Origin of the sequence: Nonomuraea fastidiosa, assembly GCF_042751225.1 — a bacterium.
Classification (GTDB): Bacteria; Actinomycetota; Actinomycetes; order Streptosporangiales; family Streptosporangiaceae; genus Nonomuraea; species Nonomuraea fastidiosa.
Genome location: NZ_CP170570.1, coordinates 4,366,162 through 4,386,378 on the forward strand (window position 1 = coordinate 4,366,162; position 20,217 = coordinate 4,386,378).

Annotated in this window: 34 protein-coding genes; 28 read left to right on the top strand and 6 right to left on the bottom strand. The window is 67.4% G+C overall.

Annotated elements, in window-relative coordinates; genetic code table 11:
* Window positions 1-122 precede the first annotated feature (122 nt).
* From ACFMQL_RS20155 to ACFMQL_RS20180, 6 genes are all read left to right on the top strand, one after another.
* On the top strand, window positions 123-1,082 hold the full coding sequence (locus ACFMQL_RS20155) for a DNA cytosine methyltransferase (RefSeq protein ID WP_378786479.1): 960 nt from the start codon (window positions 123-125) through the stop codon (window positions 1,080-1,082).
* A gap of 134 nt (window positions 1,083-1,216) precedes the next feature.
* The gene (locus ACFMQL_RS20160; RefSeq protein WP_378786481.1) at window positions 1,217-1,495 is read left to right on the top strand and encodes a hypothetical protein; all 279 of its coding nucleotides are present in this window, start codon (window positions 1,217-1,219) and stop codon (window positions 1,493-1,495) included.
* Window positions 1,492-1,929: a helix-turn-helix domain-containing protein gene (locus ACFMQL_RS20165; protein WP_378786482.1), complete on the top strand. Its 438-nt coding sequence runs from the start codon at window positions 1,492-1,494 to the stop codon at window positions 1,927-1,929. The genes ACFMQL_RS20160 and ACFMQL_RS20165 overlap by 4 nt, the downstream gene beginning before the upstream one ends.
* Window positions 1,930-1,936: 7 nt before the next feature.
* Window positions 1,937-2,200, top strand: coding sequence for a hypothetical protein (locus ACFMQL_RS20170; RefSeq protein ID WP_378786484.1), 264 nt, complete (start codon window positions 1,937-1,939; stop codon window positions 2,198-2,200).
* Window positions 2,197-2,727, top strand: coding sequence for a DUF6349 family protein (locus tag ACFMQL_RS20175; RefSeq protein WP_378786485.1), 531 nt, complete (start codon window positions 2,197-2,199; stop codon window positions 2,725-2,727). The genes ACFMQL_RS20170 and ACFMQL_RS20175 overlap by 4 nt, the downstream gene beginning before the upstream one ends.
* A 97-nt stretch (window positions 2,728-2,824) precedes the next feature.
* A complete protein-coding gene (locus ACFMQL_RS20180) occupies window positions 2,825-3,073 on the top strand; it encodes an HU family DNA-binding protein (protein WP_378786487.1) in 249 nt (82 codons plus the stop codon).
* 553 nt (window positions 3,074-3,626) lie between these two features.
* Here the strand turns inward: ACFMQL_RS20180 and ACFMQL_RS20185 are convergent.
* The 4 genes from ACFMQL_RS20185 to ACFMQL_RS20200 form a co-directional block, all read right to left on the bottom strand.
* On the bottom strand, window positions 3,627-4,472 hold the full coding sequence (locus tag ACFMQL_RS20185; RefSeq protein WP_378786488.1) for a hypothetical protein: 846 nt from the start codon (window positions 4,470-4,472) through the stop codon (window positions 3,627-3,629).
* Between the two features lie 193 nt (window positions 4,473-4,665).
* Window positions 4,666-5,295, bottom strand: coding sequence for a DUF1524 domain-containing protein (locus ACFMQL_RS20190; protein WP_378786490.1), 630 nt, complete (start codon window positions 5,293-5,295; stop codon window positions 4,666-4,668).
* A 207-nt stretch (window positions 5,296-5,502) separates the two neighbouring features.
* Window positions 5,503-6,057, bottom strand: a complete 555-nt coding sequence (locus ACFMQL_RS20195) for a hypothetical protein (protein ID WP_378786491.1) — start codon at window positions 6,055-6,057, stop codon at window positions 5,503-5,505.
* A complete protein-coding gene (locus tag ACFMQL_RS20200; protein WP_378786492.1) occupies window positions 6,057-6,497 on the bottom strand; it encodes a lamin tail domain-containing protein in 441 nt (146 codons plus the stop codon). The genes ACFMQL_RS20195 and ACFMQL_RS20200 overlap by 1 nt, the downstream gene beginning before the upstream one ends.
* Before the next feature lie 215 nt (window positions 6,498-6,712).
* Here ACFMQL_RS20200 and ACFMQL_RS20205 point away from each other — a divergent pair, with 215 nt between their 5' ends.
* The 5 genes from ACFMQL_RS20205 to ACFMQL_RS20225 all read left to right on the top strand — a co-directional run bounded on the left by ACFMQL_RS20205 (window position 6,713) and on the right by ACFMQL_RS20225 (window position 10,167).
* On the top strand, window positions 6,713-6,910 hold the full coding sequence (locus ACFMQL_RS20205; protein ID WP_378786493.1) for a hypothetical protein: 198 nt from the start codon (window positions 6,713-6,715) through the stop codon (window positions 6,908-6,910).
* Window positions 6,907-7,464 (top strand): DUF6879 family protein, encoded by a 558-nt coding sequence (locus tag ACFMQL_RS20210; RefSeq protein ID WP_378786495.1) that lies wholly within the window; start codon window positions 6,907-6,909, stop codon window positions 7,462-7,464. Before ACFMQL_RS20205 ends, ACFMQL_RS20210 begins: the two co-directional genes overlap by 4 nt.
* Window positions 7,439-8,302, top strand: coding sequence for a helix-turn-helix domain-containing protein (locus ACFMQL_RS20215; protein WP_378786496.1), 864 nt, complete (start codon window positions 7,439-7,441; stop codon window positions 8,300-8,302). The genes ACFMQL_RS20210 and ACFMQL_RS20215 overlap by 26 nt, the downstream gene beginning before the upstream one ends.
* Before the next feature lie 415 nt (window positions 8,303-8,717).
* Window positions 8,718-9,377 (top strand): hypothetical protein, encoded by a 660-nt coding sequence (locus ACFMQL_RS20220; protein WP_378786497.1) that lies wholly within the window; start codon window positions 8,718-8,720, stop codon window positions 9,375-9,377.
* A 103-nt stretch (window positions 9,378-9,480) separates the two neighbouring features.
* Window positions 9,481-10,167: a GntR family transcriptional regulator gene (locus ACFMQL_RS20225; RefSeq protein WP_378786499.1), complete on the top strand. Its 687-nt coding sequence runs from the start codon at window positions 9,481-9,483 to the stop codon at window positions 10,165-10,167.
* Here ACFMQL_RS20225 and ACFMQL_RS20230 read toward each other — a convergent pair.
* Window positions 10,164-10,370 (bottom strand): hypothetical protein, encoded by a 207-nt coding sequence (locus ACFMQL_RS20230; RefSeq protein WP_378786500.1) that lies wholly within the window; start codon window positions 10,368-10,370, stop codon window positions 10,164-10,166. The genes ACFMQL_RS20225 and ACFMQL_RS20230 overlap by 4 nt on opposite strands.
* A 322-nt stretch (window positions 10,371-10,692) precedes the next feature.
* On the opposite strand from ACFMQL_RS20230, the gene ACFMQL_RS20235 reads away from it, so the two are divergent.
* Genes ACFMQL_RS20235 through ACFMQL_RS20245 form a run of 3 tightly spaced genes read left to right on the top strand, consistent with a single transcriptional unit; the run spans window position 10,693 to window position 12,335 of the window.
* Window positions 10,693-11,079, top strand: coding sequence for a hypothetical protein (locus ACFMQL_RS20235; RefSeq protein WP_378786501.1), 387 nt, complete (start codon window positions 10,693-10,695; stop codon window positions 11,077-11,079).
* Between the two features lie 2 nt (window positions 11,080-11,081).
* Window positions 11,082-11,345 carry a hypothetical protein gene (locus tag ACFMQL_RS20240; protein WP_378786502.1) on the top strand — a complete coding sequence of 88 codons (264 nt, stop codon included), beginning with the start codon at window positions 11,082-11,084 and terminating at the stop codon, window positions 11,343-11,345.
* Window positions 11,346-11,375: 30 nt separating this feature from the next.
* Window positions 11,376-12,335, top strand: a complete 960-nt coding sequence (locus tag ACFMQL_RS20245; RefSeq protein ID WP_378786503.1) for a hypothetical protein — start codon at window positions 11,376-11,378, stop codon at window positions 12,333-12,335.
* 6 nt (window positions 12,336-12,341) lie between these two features.
* Here the strand turns inward: ACFMQL_RS20245 and ACFMQL_RS20250 are convergent, their stop codons facing one another.
* On the bottom strand, window positions 12,342-12,860 hold the full coding sequence (locus tag ACFMQL_RS20250) for a hypothetical protein (protein ID WP_378786504.1): 519 nt from the start codon (window positions 12,858-12,860) through the stop codon (window positions 12,342-12,344).
* 310 nt (window positions 12,861-13,170) lie between these two features.
* On the opposite strand from ACFMQL_RS20250, the gene ACFMQL_RS20255 reads away from it, so the two are divergent.
* The 14 genes from ACFMQL_RS20255 to ACFMQL_RS20320 all read left to right on the top strand — a co-directional run bounded on the left by ACFMQL_RS20255 (window position 13,171) and on the right by ACFMQL_RS20320 (window position 20,083).
* Window positions 13,171-14,133, top strand: a complete 963-nt coding sequence (locus ACFMQL_RS20255) for a hypothetical protein (RefSeq protein ID WP_378786505.1) — start codon at window positions 13,171-13,173, stop codon at window positions 14,131-14,133.
* Entirely contained in the window at window positions 14,130-14,315 is a 186-nt protein-coding gene (locus ACFMQL_RS20260; RefSeq protein ID WP_378786507.1) for a hypothetical protein, read from the top strand. The genes ACFMQL_RS20255 and ACFMQL_RS20260 overlap by 4 nt, the downstream gene beginning before the upstream one ends.
* On the top strand, window positions 14,312-14,716 hold the full coding sequence (locus ACFMQL_RS20265; RefSeq protein WP_378786509.1) for a hypothetical protein: 405 nt from the start codon (window positions 14,312-14,314) through the stop codon (window positions 14,714-14,716). Before ACFMQL_RS20260 ends, ACFMQL_RS20265 begins: the two co-directional genes overlap by 4 nt.
* Window positions 14,716-15,660 (top strand): YqaJ viral recombinase family protein, encoded by a 945-nt coding sequence (locus ACFMQL_RS20270; protein WP_378786511.1) that lies wholly within the window; start codon window positions 14,716-14,718, stop codon window positions 15,658-15,660. Before ACFMQL_RS20265 ends, ACFMQL_RS20270 begins: the two co-directional genes overlap by 1 nt.
* On the top strand, window positions 15,657-17,108 hold the full coding sequence (locus tag ACFMQL_RS20275) for a hypothetical protein (RefSeq protein ID WP_378786513.1): 1,452 nt from the start codon (window positions 15,657-15,659) through the stop codon (window positions 17,106-17,108). The genes ACFMQL_RS20270 and ACFMQL_RS20275 overlap by 4 nt, the downstream gene beginning before the upstream one ends.
* A complete protein-coding gene (locus ACFMQL_RS20280) occupies window positions 17,108-17,509 on the top strand; it encodes a hypothetical protein (RefSeq protein WP_378786514.1) in 402 nt (133 codons plus the stop codon). Before ACFMQL_RS20275 ends, ACFMQL_RS20280 begins: the two co-directional genes overlap by 1 nt.
* A 73-nt stretch (window positions 17,510-17,582) precedes the next feature.
* Window positions 17,583-17,984, top strand: a complete 402-nt coding sequence (locus tag ACFMQL_RS20285) for a hypothetical protein (RefSeq protein WP_378786516.1) — start codon at window positions 17,583-17,585, stop codon at window positions 17,982-17,984.
* The gene (locus ACFMQL_RS20290) at window positions 17,981-18,193 is read left to right on the top strand and encodes a hypothetical protein (protein WP_378786517.1); all 213 of its coding nucleotides are present in this window, start codon (window positions 17,981-17,983) and stop codon (window positions 18,191-18,193) included. Before ACFMQL_RS20285 ends, ACFMQL_RS20290 begins: the two co-directional genes overlap by 4 nt.
* Complete coding sequence (locus ACFMQL_RS20295) at window positions 18,190-18,312, top strand: hypothetical protein (protein WP_378786518.1); 123 nt, start codon at window positions 18,190-18,192, stop codon at window positions 18,310-18,312. Before ACFMQL_RS20290 ends, ACFMQL_RS20295 begins: the two co-directional genes overlap by 4 nt.
* On the top strand, window positions 18,309-18,683 hold the full coding sequence (locus ACFMQL_RS20300) for a hypothetical protein (protein WP_378786520.1): 375 nt from the start codon (window positions 18,309-18,311) through the stop codon (window positions 18,681-18,683). The genes ACFMQL_RS20295 and ACFMQL_RS20300 overlap by 4 nt, the downstream gene beginning before the upstream one ends.
* A complete protein-coding gene (locus ACFMQL_RS20305; protein ID WP_378786521.1) occupies window positions 18,683-19,102 on the top strand; it encodes a hypothetical protein in 420 nt (139 codons plus the stop codon). Before ACFMQL_RS20300 ends, ACFMQL_RS20305 begins: the two co-directional genes overlap by 1 nt.
* Window positions 19,099-19,344 carry a hypothetical protein gene (locus ACFMQL_RS20310; RefSeq protein WP_378786523.1) on the top strand — a complete coding sequence of 82 codons (246 nt, stop codon included), beginning with the start codon at window positions 19,099-19,101 and terminating at the stop codon, window positions 19,342-19,344. Before ACFMQL_RS20305 ends, ACFMQL_RS20310 begins: the two co-directional genes overlap by 4 nt.
* Entirely contained in the window at window positions 19,341-19,892 is a 552-nt protein-coding gene (locus tag ACFMQL_RS20315; RefSeq protein WP_378786524.1) for a hypothetical protein, read from the top strand. Before ACFMQL_RS20310 ends, ACFMQL_RS20315 begins: the two co-directional genes overlap by 4 nt.
* Window positions 19,889-20,083 (top strand): hypothetical protein, encoded by a 195-nt coding sequence (locus ACFMQL_RS20320; RefSeq protein ID WP_378786526.1) that lies wholly within the window; start codon window positions 19,889-19,891, stop codon window positions 20,081-20,083. Before ACFMQL_RS20315 ends, ACFMQL_RS20320 begins: the two co-directional genes overlap by 4 nt.
* The last annotated feature ends 134 nt before the right edge of the window (window positions 20,084-20,217 follow it).

Consider the following 20,217-nt stretch of genomic DNA (forward strand, 5'->3'; position numbering starts at 1 on the left):
CGCCGGGGGCGGCGGCTCCGGCGAGGGCATCGCACGAGTCCCCGGCACAGAGCTGATCTTTGGCGCGAACCATTTCGAGCCTGCGGCGTGGACGTACATGGATCGAACGTGTCCGCGCTGGCGTGCTCAAGCACTGGATCATGCCGTTCCTGTCGCCCGCCGGCGGCACGTGGAACGACGCCCCGACCAGCGTCGCCGACCCGGCCCGGACGGTGACCACGCGGGAGTCGACGGCGCTCGTCGTCCCGTGCGAGGGCCGCGACGGCAAGATGCCGCGCACGGCCGCCGAGCCGAAGCGCACCAGCACGACCCGGCTGGAAGACGCCGTGGCGTTCCCCCCGGACTCCTTCCTGGCCCTGTTCCGGTCCAATAGGGTGCGCACGTTCGACCCGTCCAAGGACCCCACGGCGACGCTCGTCGCGGACGGCTCCAACCACGCGCTCGTGTCGAAGCCGGACGCGGCGCCGCCGCTGGTCTTCCCGATGCGGGGCGGCGACAGCCTGAAGGCCCGGCCGGCGTTCGAAAAGCCCGCGCACTGCGTCACGGCTAGTGGTTTCTACCACGGGCTCGGCGTGCACCCCGACTGGCGGCCGCCCTCGTTCGTCATGCGGAACAACGGGTCCATGGGTGAAGGGCGCGAGCACTGCACCAGCATCGACGAGCCGGTGCGGTCGATCACCACGACCGGGCACCAGTCGCTCGTCAGCGCCCCCGAGGGCCTGCGTTCGCTCCTCATGGCCTACTACGGCACCGGCAACACCGCCGACACCAGCGAGCCGATCGGCACCCTGACTACGCGGGACCGGTGGGCGCTGCTCGCCTCCAAGGGCGGGGACATCACGCCCGACATGATCGACGTGTCGCCGATCCTGTTTCGGATGCTCAAGCTGGAAGAACTGCGCCGAGCCCAGTCGTTCCCCGACGGCTACCGGTTCGTGGCTAACTCCCAGCGGCACAAGGTCAAGCTGATCGGCAACGCTGTGCCTCCGCCCATGGCGGAGATCTTGGCGTGTGCCGTGATCGAGGCGATCCTCGGAACCGAGTTCGACCGGTTCGCCTACGACCAAGCGGCCTTCGCATAGCTCGGAGCGACAGCGGTACCGCTGTCTGAGCATCCCGGCCGGAGGGCCGGGACAGCCACCGCAACTAGCGCCGACGGGTTTCAGGTGTGAGGCCGCTCGGCCGCACATCTCCCTCACCGTTCCAGGAGATGATCATGAGCCACCTCGACACTACGATCTGCCCGCCGTGCGGGCGCTCGGCCACCGTGTGCCGTCACAGCTACCTCGGCCACCTCGCGGCCGAAGCAGAGCGCGAAACCTGCTTCCACTCGCTCGCCGAGCCGCTCGGCGTGCACGAGATCACCATCCGCGCCGCCGAGCTGGCAGCGACCGCGTGGCATCGGCTCATCGGCGCGCTGGTCGAGGCCGAGGGCCTGATGTGGAAGGAGGCGTACGCCAAAGCCGCAGAGATGATCCGGGAGGTCGCGCCGTGACGCAGACCCGCGGCTTGCCCGCGATGCGGTCGCACAAGCGGGCCCGGTTCGAGGAGTTCCATGCCCTGTACCAGCAGGGCATGGACCCGTACCAGATCGCTGACCGCCTGCACGTCAGCGACCGGACGATCTGGCGGTACCTGCGTGACCTGGAAGGCCGCCCGCGCCGCAAGGACCGCTACCCGCGCCTTAAGCCCCGCATCATGAGGCACCTGATGTGCTACCCGCAGTCGTGGTTCACCTGCGTCGAACTGGTGCGCGTTCTCAACCTCGACTACTACGAGCGGGGTGACGGCAGCAGCTTGAAGCCGACGCTGCGCAGGATGGAAAAGGAAGGGCTGATCGTGTCCGAGAAACGGCCCTACAACTCGCGCGGCTACCACGTGACCAGGCTCGTGACCTGGTACCGGCTCGCCCCGGGACGCCAGCCGTGATGTGCACGTGCTGCAGACAGAAACCCATCCACGTCCACAAGCGCGGCTGGTGCCGCGCCTGCGATCTGCGATGGAAGCGCGCGCGGGCCTGCCCGACACCGGGCCGCCGCCGCCCAGCAAGGGCGGCCGACCTCGAGACCGCGCCACCGATGAGCGCGCGGCCGAGACCAAGCAGGCGCTGGCCGCCGGGGCAACGCTGAAAGAGCTGGCCGAACGGTTCGGCGTGACGCACCAGACCGTCATGTACTACCGGGACCGGGAGGAACCATGAGCGAAGTCCGCGGCGCCGTGGCCCGGCACCGGCTGTGGCAGCAACAGGGTCGGCCCGCAGGCGGGTGGTGCATCATGCTCAACCAGCCCGGCCACCGCAACGGGGCGCACGCCCCCGTCGAGGCGACCGAGACCTGCCAGGTAACCGTGCTGTTCGGCAGCTCGGGAGGCCGATCGGTGAAGCGAGGCGCGTGCCTCGGCTGCGACTGGGAAGGCCCGGACCGGGCCTCGCTCAACCAGGCGATCGAGGACGGCCACGATCACGCGTTCCCTGGCTGGCGGACCCTGCCCGCTGTGGTGCGCAAGCCCAGCGCAGACTGGCTGGAGCAGGTTACCCGCGCCTACCCGCCCGGCTGGTTCTCCTCGGGCGGACCGATCATCACGGTACGCGGGATGGACCGGCTGCACTGGCCGTGCCAGGCGCCAGGCGGCGGCTACGACCTGGCATTCCCGTACGACTGGAAGATCGGGAGATGGAGGCGCCAGCAGGGGACGTTTCAGCCGCCGCTCCTCGACGCCACTATCTAACTCCGACAGCGCTTCCGCTGTCACACTGAGATAAGCTTTCGCCCCCAGAACGCATGGAAACGACGGGAGAGCCATGGCGACAAGGACAAAAGCCGACGTGGCCCAGGCCACGGGCGTGCCGATGAAGACGCTGAACACGCTGCTCGACTACATCCAGGCCGAGGTCGCCGCTGGCCACGAGGTGCAGCTGACGAGCTTCGGAACCTTTAGGTCTGTCGTGTCGGCTGAGCGCGAGGTGCGCGTGCCTTCGACCGGCCAGGTGACGACGACGGAGGCTCGGTTCCGTCCGAAGTTCACAGCCGGGGCTGGCTTCAAGACCCAGGTGGCGGCGGCTCGGAAGCCGTAACAGCCGGGCACAGCAGGCGAAGGGGCGTGGGTGCGCGGGGGCGCTCGCGCCCCTTCGGTTGGTCGGAACCAGCCAGTGGAGCCGACCGTCCGCTCGTGGACGACTGCCACCTGCACAGCTGTGGCAGGCTCAGCGGTACTCGTCCTCTTCTTTCGGCATCTTCCACCGCTTCACTGTCAAGGCCCAGCGGGAGCGTAGCCACTCGACACCCTGGTAGAACCCGAACCGCCGGAAACGCGATGCTTGCGAGCACCGGAGCGCCGATACCTACAGCGCTAGTACCCAGTGCCCGCGTCCAGGTACGTGCCAACTACGCCATGCCCTACCTGCCTCTCGGTCTTTGACCGCTATAGGCGGAGGACGACATTGGCCCTGCTGCATATCGTGGGTAGAGGTTCCCTCACCCTGCCGGAGTGGCGCCCGCCGCGTCCGCATCGGGCACATTGGGCGCACGTCCCGACATCCGAACTCCCGAACCTCGGACATCGGGCGCGCAACTCGCTGTACTCCGCGCGTCTGATCGGCCCGATAAACACCGGAGGGGTTCCAAAGATCACACGGTTTGATCATCCGGACGCGAGATGCCAAGCTGATCGAAGTAGGCGTTCAGCGCATCCGCGATGACCTCGCTGCCCGTGCGGGACTGCCGGAGGCACAGCGCGACCAACCGGGCTCTGGTGTTCTCCTCCAGCCGTGTCTGAACCGGCTTCAGATCGCCCTTACTGGGGTGGTTGCTCGGGGTGGGCAGCGTCAGCTCCGCCCCCTCCGGCATCTTCGCCGGCACACGATGACGGTCCGCGTAGGCGTTGATCGCCGCCTCCCACACGCCCCGCGCCGAGGTACCGGTCTTCTTGGCCGCGGCCTTGACGCGTGCGCGCGTCGCCTCGTCGAGGCGGGCGCTGGTCATGTAGACCTTAGGCCTGGCGTACATACGCTGCGGGTCGTAACTGCCGGGGATGCCGATCTCGTCGAAGTAGGTGTTGAGAGCCAGCTCGACGGTCTCGCTGCCGCTCAGGTTGAGGCGGGAAGCGGTGGCGACGAGCCGGGCGCGCGTGTTGGTCGTGAGCCGGACCGCGCTCTTCACCCAGTCCTGGCCGGCCGGGCGGTACTCAGACGGGATTGGCATGCGCAGCTCGGCGTTGGGCGGCATCTCCTCTTGGATGCCGTTCTGGGTCGCCAGGAAGTTGATGGCCTCTTCCCAGATCTGCTGCGGGTTCTGGCCCGTGGCTTCGTTCGCTGCGGTGAGTCGGTTATTGGTACCGGGGTCCAGGCGCGCCGTCGTGACGTGGAGGTTGACCCACTGTGCCTCGCGGAGGCGGCGACGTACTGGTTCCGGCTGCGTTTCCGCTGCCGGTGCGACGGACGCTGGCTGGCGCGGGTCCGGCCTCTTGACGGGCATCTGATTACTGCTCCGGGTGGTGGCGGGGCGGGTTAACTGCTGTGTCTCACAGTATTGGCCGGGCTCGGGTTTGTCGTGTCTCCAATGTCCGTTTCGTTCTATCAGGCAGATGCTCTGAGCTGCCTCTAGACATGGAGAGACAGCTCTAAGCCCTTATGCGTCGGAGAGGTACTAGAAGCCTCCCTGCCTGCACCTAGCAGGTAGCGAGCATCTCAGCGAGCGCGTCACGCTCAGACAACTGCATGCTGAGACCCCAGTCGTACTTGACGTCTATCCAGCTCTTGGCGTACTCGCAGTAGAAGCTTTCCAGCGGTGGCTTCCACGCAGCCGGGTCCTTATCGCCCTTGCTTTGATTGACGTTGTCGGTGACCGCCCAGAGCTGTGAGTCGTCGAGGCTGTTGGCGAACGCCTTCCGCTTGGCGGAGTCCCACGCCCAGGCGCCGCTCACCCATGCTTGCTTCAAGGGCACCATGTGATCGATGTCCAGGTCCTGCGGATCGGTCCATACGCCACCGTCGTAGGGGCTCACCCACGTACCCGAAACCGCTCTGCAAAGAGAATCGGTTTCGACGTTCTGGCCGTCCCGAATAAGCACCATCTCGCGGGCGTCGCACTCGCCGGCCACCCGCGCCCAGTGGATGAACGCTCTCCGGTCATAGGTGTCCGCGTATGACTCCTCGGCGATTGGGATGGCGGCCAGCTCGTCGAGCGCGACCTGGACGGTGGGGATGCCGGGTGGGCCGGCGTGGGCGGCGCTGGAGGTGAGGAGAAGAAGCGCGGTGGCGGTGATAGAGCTGAGGATGGGCAGCACGGTTCGGCGCATGGGCGGACCCTTCTGCCCACTGCCTCGGCCAGGCGTTTGCCCAGGTCGGGGGCGAGGCAGGTGGGCAGAAGTCAAGATCTCAACCAGATAACGGTTGCGCCATGCGGTCCACCCACAGGCTGTGGCCTGAGAATTTGAGCGTGTCGGTTGTAACGCTGGCCGAAGGGCTCCGAGAAACGTGACAGAAGCCCCCGTATGGGATTGGCCTCATGCGGCGGCGGCGGTGTGCTCTGCGATCAGTCTCCGGGCTTCCATCAAGGCGCGTCCCCTCGCGACGACTTTCCAGAACTGCCAGCGACGGGGCGAAGACAGCGTGATCGCCATGGCCCCCGCAAGCTGCTGGATCACCGCTGCCTGCTCGGTGCGCGACCGCGCTGACAACAGCACTCCCTGCAGCGTTGTCACGTAGCCGTTGACGAGCGCAAGCAGAGGGCTTGGAAAGGTGCTGGCGTAACGGCCGACATCGTCTGCCAGACGTTGTACTTCCTCCTGTAGCCGCTCATACTGACGGTCCTGCTCGACATACACGTTGCCGCGTACGGTCGGATCAACGCCGTCCGGCATGTCGCCGCATACGAAGGCCGCTGCATAGGTGATGCGGATGGTCGTGGCGAGCAGTTCACGGCGCGAGCGATGCGCCTCAAGGATCTCTTCCTTGCGGGCTTCCAGCCTGGGCTTGGCGAAGTAGTCCAGCGCCAGGTTGAAGATGATGCCGGACATGGCGCCGGTGACGACGACATCCCAGTTGATGGCGGGCGTCATCAGCAGATCCTGTAGTCATAGCGCGTTGAGTCGTACGAGCAGAAGTCGACCAGCTTGCCTGAGGGACTGCGCAGGTGAGCCTTGTCCTCGTCGTTGTTCCACACGTACTGGCGGCGCCCCCAGTACAGGTGAGCTGCCGTGTCATGGCCGCGGCCGGTGTGGATGGTGATCGTCTGGCGCGGTTTGATCCTCACCCGGTCGAAGGTGTACCGGTAGCCGGTCCGGTCGTGAAGCGTCCAACCGGCCAAGTTGATCGTTCGGCCAGCGCGGTTGTGAATCTGCACGTACTCCGCGTTCAGTGACTTGTTCGACCGCCGGTCGCTTCCGGGGCTGTCGTAGTAGATCTTCCGGATTTCGACCCGGGCAGCGGCGGCCTGCGCCGGCGGAGCAACCGTCATCGCGGTGGCGGCCGCAGCGAAGGTGGCCAGGAAGCGTCGCATCGTCGATCCTTTCTCAGGGAAGCGAACCGAACGTACGACAACGTTCCGTGAGGGAAAGTTCGCACAGAGTGGCGTTCTGTTGGAGTGCCAGGTGCCGACCGCCGAGAAGAAGCCTCCCTGTTGTCGCCCGAAGGCCATTGACGTGCCCGGCCATCACCTGAACGATCGGATGCCGTAGGCGCAATAGCGCGCAATCGATCGTCGAGGAGTTGACCATGCGGCTCACGTATCTCGGCAAGACCGGCGGCAGCAACGAGGGCTCCTGCCCAGCCCTCTACCGGACCGACCGCGGCACGTACGTCGTTCAGGGCAAGCGGGTGACTGACCCGCAGGCCCTCGCTGACGTGCGTGACCTCGGCCCGGACGAGACCGTCGTCGAGATCCCGGCCGACGTGCTGGAGCTGCACCGGTGACCGGAGACGATTTCCTCGCTCAGTTCCGCCAGATGAGGCAGGGCGCGTTCCGGCTGGAGCTGCGCGACCGCTACAACGTGCCCGGCGAGAAGGACAGGTGGGATGCCTTCCGGGCCCGCGACTGGCCGCGTCTGGACAAGCTCAACGAGGTCGAGCGGGCCGCCTGGCTGGACCTCATGAGGGAAGTCACCAGCGCAGGCAGGCGGGTCGAACGTGTCCGCGTGATCACCGAACCGCCATCCGACTACATCCAGTTCGAGCTCTACCAGAACGCCGGTAACGCCGCGGCGGGCGAGGACATCCGTTACCTGCCTCGCGGCCAGGCCGCAGGGCTGGACCTCCCGGATGTTGACTACTGGCTGTTCGACGGCTCGGCCGCGGTGGTGCTGCGGTTCGACGATGACGATATGCTCACCGGCATGGAGCTGGTCGACGAACCGGCCACCGTCGCTGAGCTGTGCGCCGGCCGGGACACCGCGTGGTCCCACGCCGTGCCCTATCCCGAGTACGCCAAGAAGTGGGCGCACCTTGCCGAATCCCCGCCAAGCGCGTGAGGCTCTAGGAGCACGCCTGCGCGAGCTGCGCAAGGACGCCGGGTACAACGGCAAACAGCTCGCGCAGGAACTCGGTTGGCAACCTACGAAGATCTCCCGGATCGAGCTAGGCAAGCAAACCCCCACCGAAGACGACGTGCGCGCGTGGACGAGAGCGTGCGCAGCCGACGATCAGCTGGCGTCGATCATCAGCCAGCTTCGCGGGCTCGAACTCGCCTACGCGGCCTGGCAGCGGCAACTCCGCTCCGGGACCCAGCATCGGCAGCGCCAGATCGCTGAGATAGAGGCAGAGACCGACCTGATCCACGTGTTCGAGCCGGCCACCGTTCCGGGCCTGCTGCAAACCCGCGAGTACGCCCGCCACATCATGGCCATGTCGATCGCCGTTCACAACACCCCGGACGACCTCGAGGACGGGCTTCAGGCCCGAATGGACCGGCAGGAAATTCTCTACAAGCCGGGTCATCGCTTCCACTTTTTGATCACGGAAGCGGTCCTGCGGAACCTACTGTGCCCGCCCGAGGTGCTGATGGGGCAAATCGATCGGCTGATCGCGGTGTCTACGTTGCCGAATGTCGCGCTCGGTGTCATCCCGTTCGCAGCCCGCCTGCCTAAGAGCCCCGTGCACGGGTTCTGGATGTACCGGAGGCTGGTGACGGTCGAGACATTCGCCGCCGAGCTGTCGTTGACGCAGCCGGAGGAGATCGAGCTGTACGGCAAGATCTTCGGCCTCATGCAGGAGGCCGCCGTGTACGGCAGGCAGGCACGCGCCCTCATGACGCGCGTGCTCGAAGACCTCGCGGCCGAGCACTTCCCGAGCGATGCCGAGCCATCGTGAGCTATTTCTAGCTCCTGTCGCGCTATCGCTCGCTATTTCATTGCTGTACGCAAGAGCCACCTCTTAGCGTCAGCGACATGGACAGTCACGGGTCCCACTCCCCAGTAGCGCCCGGCCAGGGCGCAACGCACAGGCCCGCTGGCGTCGTCGTGCCACTGCGCCAACAGGCCGCCCAACCACTCCTCTACTCGTGGCAGGCCAGCGATGGCCGCCGCGGGTCGTGCGGCATCACCAGCGATCCCAACCGCGCTGGCGAGTTACTGGCCGACGCGATGCTCCGTCTTGCTCCTGGCGGAACCGGCACGTTTCGCATGGTGCGTTTGGATGCAGTCGCGCCTCAGCCGTCGTATGTGTATGGCCGCGTGCTGGCGCGGTACCGCCGATCCATGACCGAGGTCGTGGAGGAGACAGGACCATGACATCGCCAGCGGCCCCGGCCATCCAGATCCCGAACCTCCGAGTCCCCTACATCACGTCCTGGTCCGTCGAACGCATCAGCGGCGATGTGCTGTTCAAGCCGCACGCCGAAGTCGCCGGCCTGCGGCTCACCTACCCCGACCCGGTCTCCACCGACTGGATGTTCGGCGTGCTGTGGGTGAGGCAGGCCTTGGCACCCCAGCTGGGCCGGCCGGAGTGGAATGCGGTGCACGCCTTGCGTCAGCGGCGGGTGATGCTGCGCAAGCTCTGCCAGGTGTGCAACCAGACCGCCGTTGACGAGGAGACTGATCGCATCTGGTGGGTGCTGGCCGAGGAACTGTCCGAGTTCGGCACGAACGCGCCTCCGACCTGTCGGGCGTGTATTCCGGATGCGCTCGTCTCCTGCCCTCGTCTACGCCGGTCCGCCGCCGTCTATACGGTGGGGGACTACGAGCCGTCCGCCGTGCTCGCCAACCTTTACCGGCCCGGCCCGCTCGGGCCGGTGCTCAAGCAAGAATCCGTCGAAGTCCCGCTGGACGCGTTCCTGGACCTGGAATGGGCGCTGGCCACGCAGCTGATCGTCACCCTGCACGATGTGCGGCAGGAGGAAATCCCGGACCTCGATCCAGTGCAGCGGCCTGGAGCTCAGCGGTCCTAGCGTCTGTTTGAGACCTCCGGCTCCCGTTGGCCCAGCCGCGCCCAGCGGGAGCCGGACCCCGTCTTGGCCCCATAGGTGTATGGTCGTCATGTACGGTAGTCGGGTGAACAGCTCCCTCGACGATCAGGCGGATCTCACGCCCAGCCAGCGAGTCGCCGCTGGTGTGCTGGCCGACATCGAGGCGGGGCACCTGAAGCCGGGCGATCGACTGCCGTCCGAACCCGCTCTCCAGGCCGCCTTCGGCGTCGGACGGGCCGCAGTGCGCGCGGGCATCGAGCGCCTTCGCGAGCAGGGCAAGGTCGTCACCGTGCAAGGCTCCGGGTCGTACGTGAGCGGCCCCACGCGGCAGTCCCTGTCCCTGAGTGCCCGCCTCGTGCAGGACATCCGGGACGGCATTACCTCGGGTCGGCTCAAGCCCGGAGACCAGCTCCCCAAGGAGCCTGAGCTGATGGAGACCTATGGGCTGTCGTCGCCTGCGGTCCGTGTGGCGTTGCGCCAGCTGCGCGAGGAGGGGCTGATCCACTCGCGCGGACGTCACGGGCGGTTCGTCGGGCCGGAGGGCACGCCGGTGCGGCGGGAGCCGACGAAGGGTGAGCAGATCGCCGAGGAGATCGCCTCACGGATCAGCGTGGGTCACTACGAGCCGGGGGAGTGCCTGCCCGGTGAGGTGGCGCTGTCGAGCGAGTTCTGCGTGACCCGCAAGGTGGTGCGGGCCGCGTTGGCGCTGCTGCGTGAACGGGGGCTGGTCGAGACGGTGGCGCCGAAGGGGACTTTCGTCCGTCAGCGTTAGGTGTTGCTGCCGTCTCGGTATCCCCGCTGGTAGGCACGGTCGGCCAGGTTGCGGCTGCGAGAGAGTGCCACGCTGGCGGTGACGCTGATGACGGCGATGATGGCCAGCGCTATGAGGACGAGGGGCGAGATGTCCTGGATGCCGAGGGCGATGAGGGTGATGGCGCAGGTAATGGCTAAGGCAAGCGCTGCGATGCGGGTCATGTATGTCCTTTAGGTCAACCTCGATAAGGCCGAGCGTCAACCTAGCCAGTCATGGCCAGGAGCGAAACGTCTGGACGCTCCTGGTTTACGCCCGATGCCACATCGTTACAGAGAGTGTTGCTGGCGCGTTACCGACCCTGACACTTTTGGCACATGACAGGAAAGTGTCAGGGCTTCCATCTGGACAAACGTGTTAGACCCGCATTTACATGGGACGCTCCGATACACACGATGTGTAACACCCGAAAGCGGGAAACCGCTCTCCGGAAGGGCGCATCGTGTCATTCCACACAACTGGTACTTCACGGAAAGCGTCTTGACAATGCACACGCGCATTCGCGCCGCCCTCGCCGCTGCCGCCGCCGTTCTGGTCGTCACGGTCAGCTCCGCCGCCGCCGCATCGGCGTCCCCCGACCCCGAAGTGACGCCGAGCTCCACCGCGACTCCCACGCCGAGCAGCACCTCCACCCCCACGTCGAGCCCGACCGAACCGTGCGATGCGGGCGAGGTGTGCGACGCTGAGCCCCCCTCGGCGACTCCGACCAGCACGCCGCAGCCGGGCACCACCCGCACCCGCACCGAGACCATCCACACCGTCTTCAATCCGGACGGCAGCAAGACGATCACCCGCACCGTCGTGGAGTCCACCACCACGGTGACCACGACCAAGATCCCAGCCTCAGGCAACAGTGACACCGGCGGGTGGTGACAGTGTCCAGTCTGTCTGCATACATCGCGGCAGCGGTCATCTCGGTCACCGCCGCGGTGACCTTCGCGGCCTCGGTCACCGCCATTTCCGGGTTAACGGGGACGGTAGTTCTCCTGTGGGCCAGTGTGGCGATGCTCACCGCTACGCTCGCCGCTTCGGTCTACCGCGCAGCGAGGGCCTGGCGGCGCGGCTATTGGCTCGGCTTCTACCACGGGCGCAGCCAGCGCATCCTCTCCCGCCGCATGGAGATGGTACGCGCGAGATAGAGAACATCACGGGGAAGGAGTTCGGTCGTCGTGCTCAGGCTCGGCACCTTAGGGGCCTCGATCTACGTGCACCTGATCGAGGCGGGCTCCACTCCGACAGCGGAGTTAGTGGAGCATTTCGGGGGAGAAGCCGCTGAGACAGCCATCGAGCGGCTACGCGACGCCGGTCTGATCGTCGGCGAGCCGGCCACCGCTCGCCATCCTGACTACGCTCTGCAGCCCATGCTGGCCCAGGCTGAGGCGACGGTAACGCGGCTCCGTGCGCAGGCCGACGAGTTGCGCGACCTGTTCGAGTCGCGCAACTGGCGTGGCCCGCACGCACCCGTCGAAGTGCTGACCTCGCGCCAGCACATCGCGGCCGCCCTCGACGATCTCGCGCTCGGCGCGTACCGCGAGGTGTTGCAGTTCGTCACCTACCCGTTCATCCCGTTGAACAAGGTCCACGCGCCTGGAGACCCAGCGCGCCGCAACCCTGACGGGACAGTGCGACGGCCACAGCGCCGCCTCGTCTATGAGCAGGCGGTGCTCAAGGACGAACAGGCGATGGTGGGCCTGCGCAACGTGATCGCGCTCGGCGCCGACGTGCGGGTGGCGAAGTCGCTGCCGTTCAAGCTGGTGATCTCGGACCGTGAGGTGGCGATGGTGCCGCGGTGGCCTCGCGGCTATGCAGATCAGAGGTCCACGCTGCTCATCCGTAGCGGCACGCTGCTGGAGAGCATGCTGGCAGTGTTCGAGCACTACTGGGCTGAGTCGGTGCCGCTGTCGGACCGGCATGTCGAGGGCGCGGGCCAGCCGCCTGAGCTGGAACCGATCGACCTGTCGATCTTGCGGTACATCGTCGCCGGGCAAACCGATGATCAAATGGCCCGGCTACTGGACGTGTCGAAGTCCACCATCCTGCGGCGCATCAAGAGGATGCGCGAACTGGCGGCGGTGGATTCGCGGCCTGCGCTGATCTTCCATGCTGCGCGGCACAACTGGGTGAACTGAGCCGGGTCAGCGTGCGCGCAGCATCTCGATCTGTCTGCCGACCGACTGCAGGAGCAGTTCCATCTGGGCGGTCAGGAACTCCTCCATACTGGCCCGCTCCTCCGCAGTGAAGCCGGGTGTGGTCCGGATCTCCTCGATGCGCTGCCGGAAGTGCGACATCACCGCATCAGGGGTGACGTCTGAGGATAGCACGGACGTGACGTCCTTGGCCGAGTGCTTATCGATGATGTCTCGCAGCAGCCGAGCGGCCTCGGGCAGGCCGACCTCTTCGACCTGACTGACGGAAGCTCCGACAGCCCAGGCAGCCCAGGCGTAGTCGAGGTCGCTGGCCCGAGTGGCGCCGCTTTCGATGCGGCGGAGCTTGTTGGGGTAGAAGTTGTAGCCCGCCGTTCGTGCGATCTTGTCGGCGATGGCCTTGAGCGGTATCTCCGGCAGGAGTTCGTCCTGCCGGGTGCGGAGCCGGTATAGCAGCTCCGCGTCGGCGGGTCTCTGTGACGTGGGCATGGTGGCGTCCTTGAGGGTCATGGCGTAATTGTCGCAACAGTACCAACGGGCGCGCCATGCCGCCCAGGGTTGGACAAATTTGAATCACTAATCGTGACCGCTTTGTCACGCCTCCGTGCGTCCTGTCTGTCTCATCTGTACGTACAAACTAGACACGCGCGACACGAAGCGATAAGGTCAAGAGGTCCGGATCACCTTGTCCGAATCAAGATCAACAAGGTGATCAAAAGGACACTGACCAGCCGAAACGGTACGAAGAAAGCAGGGCCACCACCACATAAAACACCTTGCATGTACCGACAGCGGAACCGCTTCCGAAGATAGGAACCCGATGACCATCACAAGCCCCGAACGCCGGGTCACCTCCAAGCGCATCGACACGCTCATCGCCGCCGCCGCCCACAACCGCCTCACCGACATCGGCGTGGCCGCCCGCCAGCGGCTCGTCGACCTCCTCGGCGACGAGCGCGACGCCGACCGTCGCATCAACCGGCACGTGCGCGAGGTCGAAAACGACCCGGTCTACAAGGTCGAGTGCGACCGCCTGGCGAACCCGATCGTGCTCGCGGCGACCAACGCCATGCACCTGGCCAACCAGCTCGCCCAGTACCTCGCCCTGTACGCGGACCTGCCCTGCCGGGTCGTCATCAACCTGATCCAGGGCGACGGCCAGGTCATCCCGGACGAGGGCGCCACCAGCCCCGTCTTCATCACCCCGATGGAGCCCCTGTACGACGTGACCTGGCAGACCCCGCAGGGCGAGCGTCAGATGCTCCGCATCACCAGCAAGACGCTCAAGGCCCGGCTCGGCAAGGTCCTCACGTGCCGCGCCAAGCTCCCGCCCTCCCACCTCAGCCGGGTATGGGACATCACCGTCCGGGACAAGACCGGCCGCGACGTGACCACCGAAGTCCTCGACATCGACAGCGACGGCGCAGTCCCCTTCGCGCAGGCGTACGTGCCGCTCGACGCCACCCCGGTTCGGGTCGCCGCGCACCTGGAGCGGCTGACCCAGCGCTACCCCCACCTCTGGGAGGGCGGCTTCGCTGATGGGCTCGGCATCTTCCACTACCGGCAGAGCCCGTACCTGGTGGAGGTGCAGACCACGCCAGACGCCGCCCTGGCGAGCATCCCACTGGCGACGGCCATCCACCGGATCAACTGCGCCGCGCTCGGCCTCCCCATGACCACTCCTGAGGAGGCGGTCGCCCGCCTGGTCCGCATCGCCGAACAGTCCGGAGCGGGGGACCGCCTCGCCCTGTACCAGATCGCCACCGGCGAGGTGACCGAATGAGCCTCACGAAGCCGTCCGAGCAGGAGATCACGGACATGCTCCGCGCCATCGCCGCCCCGCCCCCCAGCGACCCGGTAATTCGGCCCGCACGCCGGCCGGTGTGGCGCGACCCCGACAACCCGGCCGAGAAGGCCATGACCACCTACGACGAGTGGGCCTACCGCTGGGAGAAAGAGCAGTGAGCAACAACATCCGGCCGGGTGACCGGCTGCGCATCACCCTCACCTGCGAAGCCGACGAGCTCAAGCACGGCAACCGTCTCTACATCCTCCTCCCACAGCCCAACGGCATCACCAGGTACATCGGCGACATTCCCGTGGACGCCCAAGGCGTGGATGTCGAGGTGCTGACGCCCCAGCAGTGGCCGCCGCTGTTGGGCGACGTCTGGATCGACGGCAAGAACGTCGAGTGGTTCGCCGTGCGCCGCTACGGGAGCAGCAGAGAGATCGCCTTCGTCAGCACTGACGGTCACTTCGCCCCCGAATCCCCCGACGACATGCTCACCATCCGGGGCCCGTGGCGTCTGTCCAGCCCCGGCGCCGAGCGGAAATGGCGGGACCAGGAGGGGGAGCCGCCGTTCTGATGACCACCCTCGTCACGCCCACCGGCCGCTTCCTCGGCCGGTGGCCCTCCGGAAGCCCCGAGTGGCATGAGGCGCGTCGGCACCGCATCGGCGGTTCCGACGTCGCCGCGATCATCGGCCTGTCGAAGTGGCAATCGCGCTACTCCCTGTGGTGCGAGAAGGCCGGGCTGATCGAACCCGACCAGCAGACTGCCGAGCAGTCACGCGGCCACTTCCTTGAAAGCGGCGTCGCCGAATGGTTCTCGCACGAGCACCCCGAGTACAAGCTCGTCGAGGCCGGAACGTGGGTGCACGCCGACGAGGACTGGATGCTCGCCAACCCCGACCGGCTGCTGCTGCAGGACGGCCGCGTGGTCGGCGGGCTGGAGATCAAAACCGATGAGAGCGGCCGCGAGTGGGGCGAGCCCGGCACAGCCGAGATCCCCGTCCACTACACCGCCCAGGTCCAGTGGTACATGGCCACGCTCGGCCTGGACTGGTGGAAGGTCGCCGTCCTCGTCGGCCGCGGCCTCGAGTTCCGGGAGTACCACATCACCTTCGACCCGGACGACGCCGAGTGGATGCGCGAGCAGGCCGAGGCGTTCCTGCTCAGCATCGCCTGGGACGAGATGCCGCCGGTGGACGGCCATAAGGCGACCGTCCGTGCGCTCCGCAAGCGGCACCCCGCCATCGACGACGACCTCGTCTACGACATCCCCGACGACCTGGCCGCCGCCTGGCTTCCCCTCCTGGCCGAGGAGAAGGCGGCGGCCGCCCAGCTGAAGGAGGCCAAGGAGCGCGCCGCGCAGGCCCGCGCCGAACTCCTCGACGCGATGGGCCTGGCCGGCCGCGCCCGCTATGGCGCGGCCATCGTCGCCCGCCGCCAGGCCAAGGGCGGCGGCATCCCCTACCTGGTCGTCGAATCCGATCTTCCTACCCCTGACCTGCAAGGAGCCGCAGCATGACCGCAGCTACCGCCAACCTGCCCGCCATCGCGTCCTGGTCGGTCCCTGACCGGCTCCGGTACGCCGAGGAACTGGCCAACTCGGGCCTGCTGCCCGACTCGTTCCGCAAGCAACCCGCCAACATGTTCTGGGCCGTCGAGTTCGGCATCTCGGTCGGTATCGACCCGATCGTGGCCGCCACCGAAGTCCACGTCATCAAAGGGAAGGTCGCCCCGTCGTCGGCACTGATGTCCGCACTCGTCCGCAAGGCTGGTCACCGCCTACGGGTGTGGGTCGAGCGGGACGAGACCGGAAACCCCATCAAGGCCGTCGCCACGATCGTGCGGCACGACGACCCCGAATTCGAGTTCCGCTCCGAGTGGACGGTGGCCCGCGCCCAGCGCTCCGGGCTGCTCAGGCAGAACGAAAACTACGGCAAGTTCACCGAGCAGATGCTCAAGGCCCGCGCCATCGGAGAGGTCGCGCGTGACGCCTGCAAGGAGGCACTGCTCGGCATGGGATATCTGCCCGAGGAGCTGGGCGCCGTGGTGAACGAGGACGGGTCGGTGGTGGTCACCGATGCCACGGTGGAGGCCGGCACCTCGGTGCGTGCGGCCGCGGCCGCCGCCAAGGAAGCGACCGGCGTCGTCATGGCCAGCAACAAGAAGCTGAAGGACCTGGCCGCGCTGATGGACGCCAACGGCATCACGGACAAGCTCGGATACATCCGGGACCTGTTCCCGGACCACGAGTTCAACTCGGCGGCCGACCTCACCGCCGCGCAGGCCGACCAGGTGGCCAACGCGATCAACCGGCGCGTCAACCTGCCCCGGCAGGACCAGGACGCGGACGAGGCACACGCCCAGACCGCGCCGGCGGCGGCACCCGCCGAGCCCGAAGCAGACGACGCGCCCACCCAGCCCGCAGACGGCGACAACCAGCCCGTCGAGGGCGACGTCGTCGAGGACGAGCCCGCCACCAAGGACCAGCTCCGCGAGCTCGGCATCCTCATGACGGAGACGGGCATCACCCCGCACACCGGGCGCGGATCTACCAAAGCGAACGATCAGGCCCGGTTCGCGTGGCTGAGCAACTTCCTCGGAGTCCCGGTCGGGGGATCGACGAAGAACCTCAACCGCGGCCAGGCCCAGGCCGCCATCGAGGAGCTGAAGCGGGTCAAGGTCGAGCGGGCCAAGCGGCGCGCCGCTCTCTACCGGAGCATCGACGAGTCGTTCACCCGGCTCGGCATCACCGCCGCGGAGGACAGGCTCCGTGACCTGAGCGACCTGATCGGTCGACCGATCATGAACCCCGGCGACCTCACCTACGACGAAGTGGAGCAGACGGCCGAGCTGCTGGAGCAGGCCCTCGAAACCGAGCAGCCCGTCGCCACCTGGGACACCATGCTCCAGGCCGCCAAGCAGGCCAACCAGGCCGCCGCGGCGGAGCAACAGAACGGCGGCGCCTGATGACGTCCACGTCCAAGGAAGTCGCGCTCCGGCACGTGGTCCGGTTCAACCGTCCGACTATGCGCAGCCCGCGCGCCGAGATCGCGCTGATCGTGCCGCTGCCGAAGAACACCCTCGACCCTCGCTGGCGGGCCTGCCGCAACCACCACACGGCATGTGACTGCCGTGAGGCCGAGCTGGCCGAGGAGATAGCGGAACTCCGCTCGGAGCGAGACCTACTGATCCGCGTGCTGCGCGAAGAGCTCGCCGAGCACGCGACCTGGGCCTACACCACCGGCAACGAGCGTGACCCGGTTGCCGAGTGCAAATGCACCGGCTGCGTGATCGCCCGCCGCCTGGACCTCTACTCCATCGGCGGGTCGATCGGCACCCAGTGGAGCGAGCGCGGCCCCTCCCGATGAGCACCGTCCGGGCGCCCGCGCACAGGCCAGGGCGCCCGGACGGCACCAACCTCCCCCTTTTGAAAGGACCACCATGACCACGACCGAGGAGCAGTTCGGCATCGACCCGAACGACCCGCTCGGGATGCAGTTCACCGACGATGTGATCCAAATGCTGGTCGGCCAGCGCAACTCCCTGCTCGGGCAGGCCGATCAGGTCAGGCAGCAGGCCGACAAGGAGATCTCCGCGCTTAGGGCCCGTGCCCGCCAGCTCGACGCGCTGATCCAGTACGCGCGGAGCAACCGGGGCACCAGCGGCGGCCCTCTGCCCGACAGCATCGAGTGCAGGTGCGGCCGCATCGCCCGCTGGGCGACCGGCTACGGCTGGTACCACGACGTTAACGGCAAGTCGGAGCCAGCGGGCGACCAGTGCAAAAGCGAGCCCCTGCCCTCCCAGGCCGAGCCGGCCCGGCTCCCCGAGCCGAGCCGCCCATGACCACCGCAACCGCGACCGGCCCGTACTGGCTGGTCTTCGTCAACAACACTGCGGTCGATCCGGACCACCCTCTGACCTGGGAGAAAGCCGCCGCCGAATGGGAGCGGGCCGCCCGCCGCGCACTCCAAACCGGCGAGCGCGTCGAACTCGTCCAGGTCACCCTCGACGAACTCGACCTGGTGCCCCCCGACGCAGGTGGTGGCCGATGAGCCGCCGCCGTCGTGACCGGCCGGACCTGTGGGCGCTCGGGACGCTGCTGCTGCTCGTCCTGCTCACAGCCGCCATCGTCCTCATGTCCGTATCGCCGACGTTCCTGGAGATCCAATGACCACCACCCTCACCGTGCCCAGCGTGACCCAGATCCGCGCCGGAGCCGCCGCCATGCTCAAGCGGGGCGGCTGGATCAAGGGCGACTACTACTCCAACACCGGCAAGGACACCGGCGTCTGCCTCGTCGCCGCGATCGGCCTGGCCGCGGGCCTGCCCGCCACGGCGCTCGCGAGCCTCAAGCCCGGCACCCAGGACGCCGACTACCTCGCCCGCTGGAACGTAGCTCAGCAGGTCTGCGCCGAGATCGCCGAGAAGCTCGGCCGTCCTGCGCACGAGATGGCGGCGACGCGGTGGCTGTCGTTCTGGAACGACCGCCCGGCCACCACGTTCGGCGAGGTGCTCGCCGCGCTTGAGGGGAAGGCCGCCTGATGGAGGAGTGGTGGTACCGGCTCACCCGCCGTCAGCGGTGGGTGATCGCCGCGGCCGTGGCGGCGTACTTCGTGCTGAGCTTCATCAGCGCGGGCGTCTGGGCTTTCGTCACCGTCTTGCTGGTCGTCGTCGTGTGCTGTCCCCTCAGCTGGGCCTTCGGCGAGCAGGCGGCGCGGCGTGAGCTGGAGCGCCGCATCGAGCTGACCAACCAGCAGTACGCCAACACCGTCGAGGCCGCCACGCGAGCCATCCAGGCGCACGCCGACCTCACCCGCGAACTGGCGCAGGCGCGGGAGGACCTGAGCGCCGCCACCAGGCGGCAGCTCGACCTCGCGGCTCGCCTCGCCAAGGCCGGGCTCAGCACGGGCGACGACACCGAAGAGATCGCCTCCGTCGCGGAGGCCAGCCCAAGCGCGTGATCCCCCTCCTCTACCTCCTGGCCGCGGTCGGCGCCATCACGGTGTCGGCCGCGGTCGCGCTGGTCTTGTACGGGTGGCACCTGCACCGGCAGCACCAGCGGGCCAGCCGCAAGCGGCGCGACCAGCGCGCCCTCGCGCTGAAGCCGGAGGACGTGGTCGGCCAGGCGGGCTTAGCCGCCTGGCTGGACTACGTGGTGGACCACGACCTGCACACGATCGACATCCCAAAGGAATGGAAATGACACTGCCGAAGGTCGCCGGATGCGACATCTCCCTGACCAGCACCGGCCTGGCGTTCAGCAGCGGCTGGTGCGGCACGGCCGGCCGAGCGGGCATCACTTCGCTCCCCATCGAGACCCGCACCAAGGCGATCCGTGAGCAGGCCGACACCCTGCTCACCCACCTGGCCACCGCCGACCTCGTGCTCATCGAGAAGTTCGTGCTCGCCCGCGGCAGGGCCGGCGCGGGCGGTGCAGGGGAGCGGGCCTACCTGTACTACCTGGTGGTGGACGCCCTCATCCACCAGATCGGCGTCCCGGTGGCCGAAGTGCCGCAGGCCAGCTTGAAGATCTACGCCACCGGGCGCGGCAACGCCCCCAAGGACGAGGTCAAAGACGCAGTCGCCAAGCGGCTGCCCATGTACGAGACCAAGGGCAACGACGACATGTGCGACGCCGCCGTGCTCGCCGCGATGGGTGCCGACCACCTCGGCCATCCGCTCGCGGTAATGCCGAAGACGCACCGCCGCGCACTCGACTCGGTGCGGTGGCCGCAGGCGGTGGCCGCATGATCGTCGTCCGCCTGATCGCGTTCCTCACCATGCTCGGCGTCACCTGCGGCGCGTCCTGGCTCATCTACCAGGACAACAAGCCAGCCGGGATGGCCGTGTTCCTCGTCTGCATGGCGGCGTTCGTCGTCGCCCCGTACTTCTGGCTCATGGGCCTGACCAAAGCCGACGATGACGACGAGACGAGCAGCTGATGCCGAGACCCAAGGAGCAGGGCGAGCCTGTCGTCGTGGAGGGCAAGGTTGTCGGCTACCAGCTCCCGCTGCCCGACACCGAGAAGCCCCAACGCACCCACAGGCAACGCAGAGCGACAGCGGAACCGCTGCCG

What these genes read in the sequence shown, in the direction of transcription:
- ACFMQL_RS20160 (WP_378786481.1), top strand. Translation starts at nt 1,217, where the DNA reads ATGAGCCACCTCGACACTACGATCTGCCCGCCGTGCGGGCGCTCGGCC.
- ACFMQL_RS20175 (WP_378786485.1), top strand. Translation starts at nt 2,197, where the DNA reads ATGAGCGAAGTCCGCGGCGCCGTGGCCCGGCACCGGCTGTGGCAGCAA.
- ACFMQL_RS20185 (WP_378786488.1), bottom strand. Translation starts at nt 4,472, where the DNA reads ATGCCCGTCAAGAGGCCGGACCCGCGCCAGCCAGCGTCCGTCGCACCG.
- ACFMQL_RS20190 (WP_378786490.1), bottom strand. Translation starts at nt 5,295, where the DNA reads ATGCGCCGAACCGTGCTGCCCATCCTCAGCTCTATCACCGCCACCGCG.
- ACFMQL_RS20195 (WP_378786491.1), bottom strand. Translation starts at nt 6,057, where the DNA reads ATGACGCCCGCCATCAACTGGGATGTCGTCGTCACCGGCGCCATGTCC.
- ACFMQL_RS20200 (WP_378786492.1), bottom strand. Translation starts at nt 6,497, where the DNA reads ATGCGACGCTTCCTGGCCACCTTCGCTGCGGCCGCCACCGCGATGACG.
- ACFMQL_RS20205 (WP_378786493.1), top strand. Translation starts at nt 6,713, where the DNA reads ATGCGGCTCACGTATCTCGGCAAGACCGGCGGCAGCAACGAGGGCTCC.
- ACFMQL_RS20220 (WP_378786497.1), top strand. Translation starts at nt 8,718, where the DNA reads ATGACATCGCCAGCGGCCCCGGCCATCCAGATCCCGAACCTCCGAGTC.
- ACFMQL_RS20230 (WP_378786500.1), bottom strand. Translation starts at nt 10,370, where the DNA reads ATGACCCGCATCGCAGCGCTTGCCTTAGCCATTACCTGCGCCATCACC.
- ACFMQL_RS20235 (WP_378786501.1), top strand. Translation starts at nt 10,693, where the DNA reads ATGCACACGCGCATTCGCGCCGCCCTCGCCGCTGCCGCCGCCGTTCTG.
- ACFMQL_RS20250 (WP_378786504.1), bottom strand. Translation starts at nt 12,860, where the DNA reads ATGACCCTCAAGGACGCCACCATGCCCACGTCACAGAGACCCGCCGAC.
- ACFMQL_RS20255 (WP_378786505.1), top strand. Translation starts at nt 13,171, where the DNA reads ATGACCATCACAAGCCCCGAACGCCGGGTCACCTCCAAGCGCATCGAC.
- ACFMQL_RS20260 (WP_378786507.1), top strand. Translation starts at nt 14,130, where the DNA reads ATGAGCCTCACGAAGCCGTCCGAGCAGGAGATCACGGACATGCTCCGC.
- ACFMQL_RS20270 (WP_378786511.1), top strand. Translation starts at nt 14,716, where the DNA reads ATGACCACCCTCGTCACGCCCACCGGCCGCTTCCTCGGCCGGTGGCCC.
- ACFMQL_RS20275 (WP_378786513.1), top strand. Translation starts at nt 15,657, where the DNA reads ATGACCGCAGCTACCGCCAACCTGCCCGCCATCGCGTCCTGGTCGGTC.
- ACFMQL_RS20280 (WP_378786514.1), top strand. Translation starts at nt 17,108, where the DNA reads ATGACGTCCACGTCCAAGGAAGTCGCGCTCCGGCACGTGGTCCGGTTC.
- ACFMQL_RS20285 (WP_378786516.1), top strand. Translation starts at nt 17,583, where the DNA reads ATGACCACGACCGAGGAGCAGTTCGGCATCGACCCGAACGACCCGCTC.
- ACFMQL_RS20290 (WP_378786517.1), top strand. Translation starts at nt 17,981, where the DNA reads ATGACCACCGCAACCGCGACCGGCCCGTACTGGCTGGTCTTCGTCAAC.
- ACFMQL_RS20295 (WP_378786518.1), top strand. Translation starts at nt 18,190, where the DNA reads ATGAGCCGCCGCCGTCGTGACCGGCCGGACCTGTGGGCGCTCGGGACG.
- ACFMQL_RS20300 (WP_378786520.1), top strand. Translation starts at nt 18,309, where the DNA reads ATGACCACCACCCTCACCGTGCCCAGCGTGACCCAGATCCGCGCCGGA.
- ACFMQL_RS20305 (WP_378786521.1), top strand. Translation starts at nt 18,683, where the DNA reads ATGGAGGAGTGGTGGTACCGGCTCACCCGCCGTCAGCGGTGGGTGATC.
- ACFMQL_RS20315 (WP_378786524.1), top strand. Translation starts at nt 19,341, where the DNA reads ATGACACTGCCGAAGGTCGCCGGATGCGACATCTCCCTGACCAGCACC.
- ACFMQL_RS20320 (WP_378786526.1), top strand. Translation starts at nt 19,889, where the DNA reads ATGATCGTCGTCCGCCTGATCGCGTTCCTCACCATGCTCGGCGTCACC.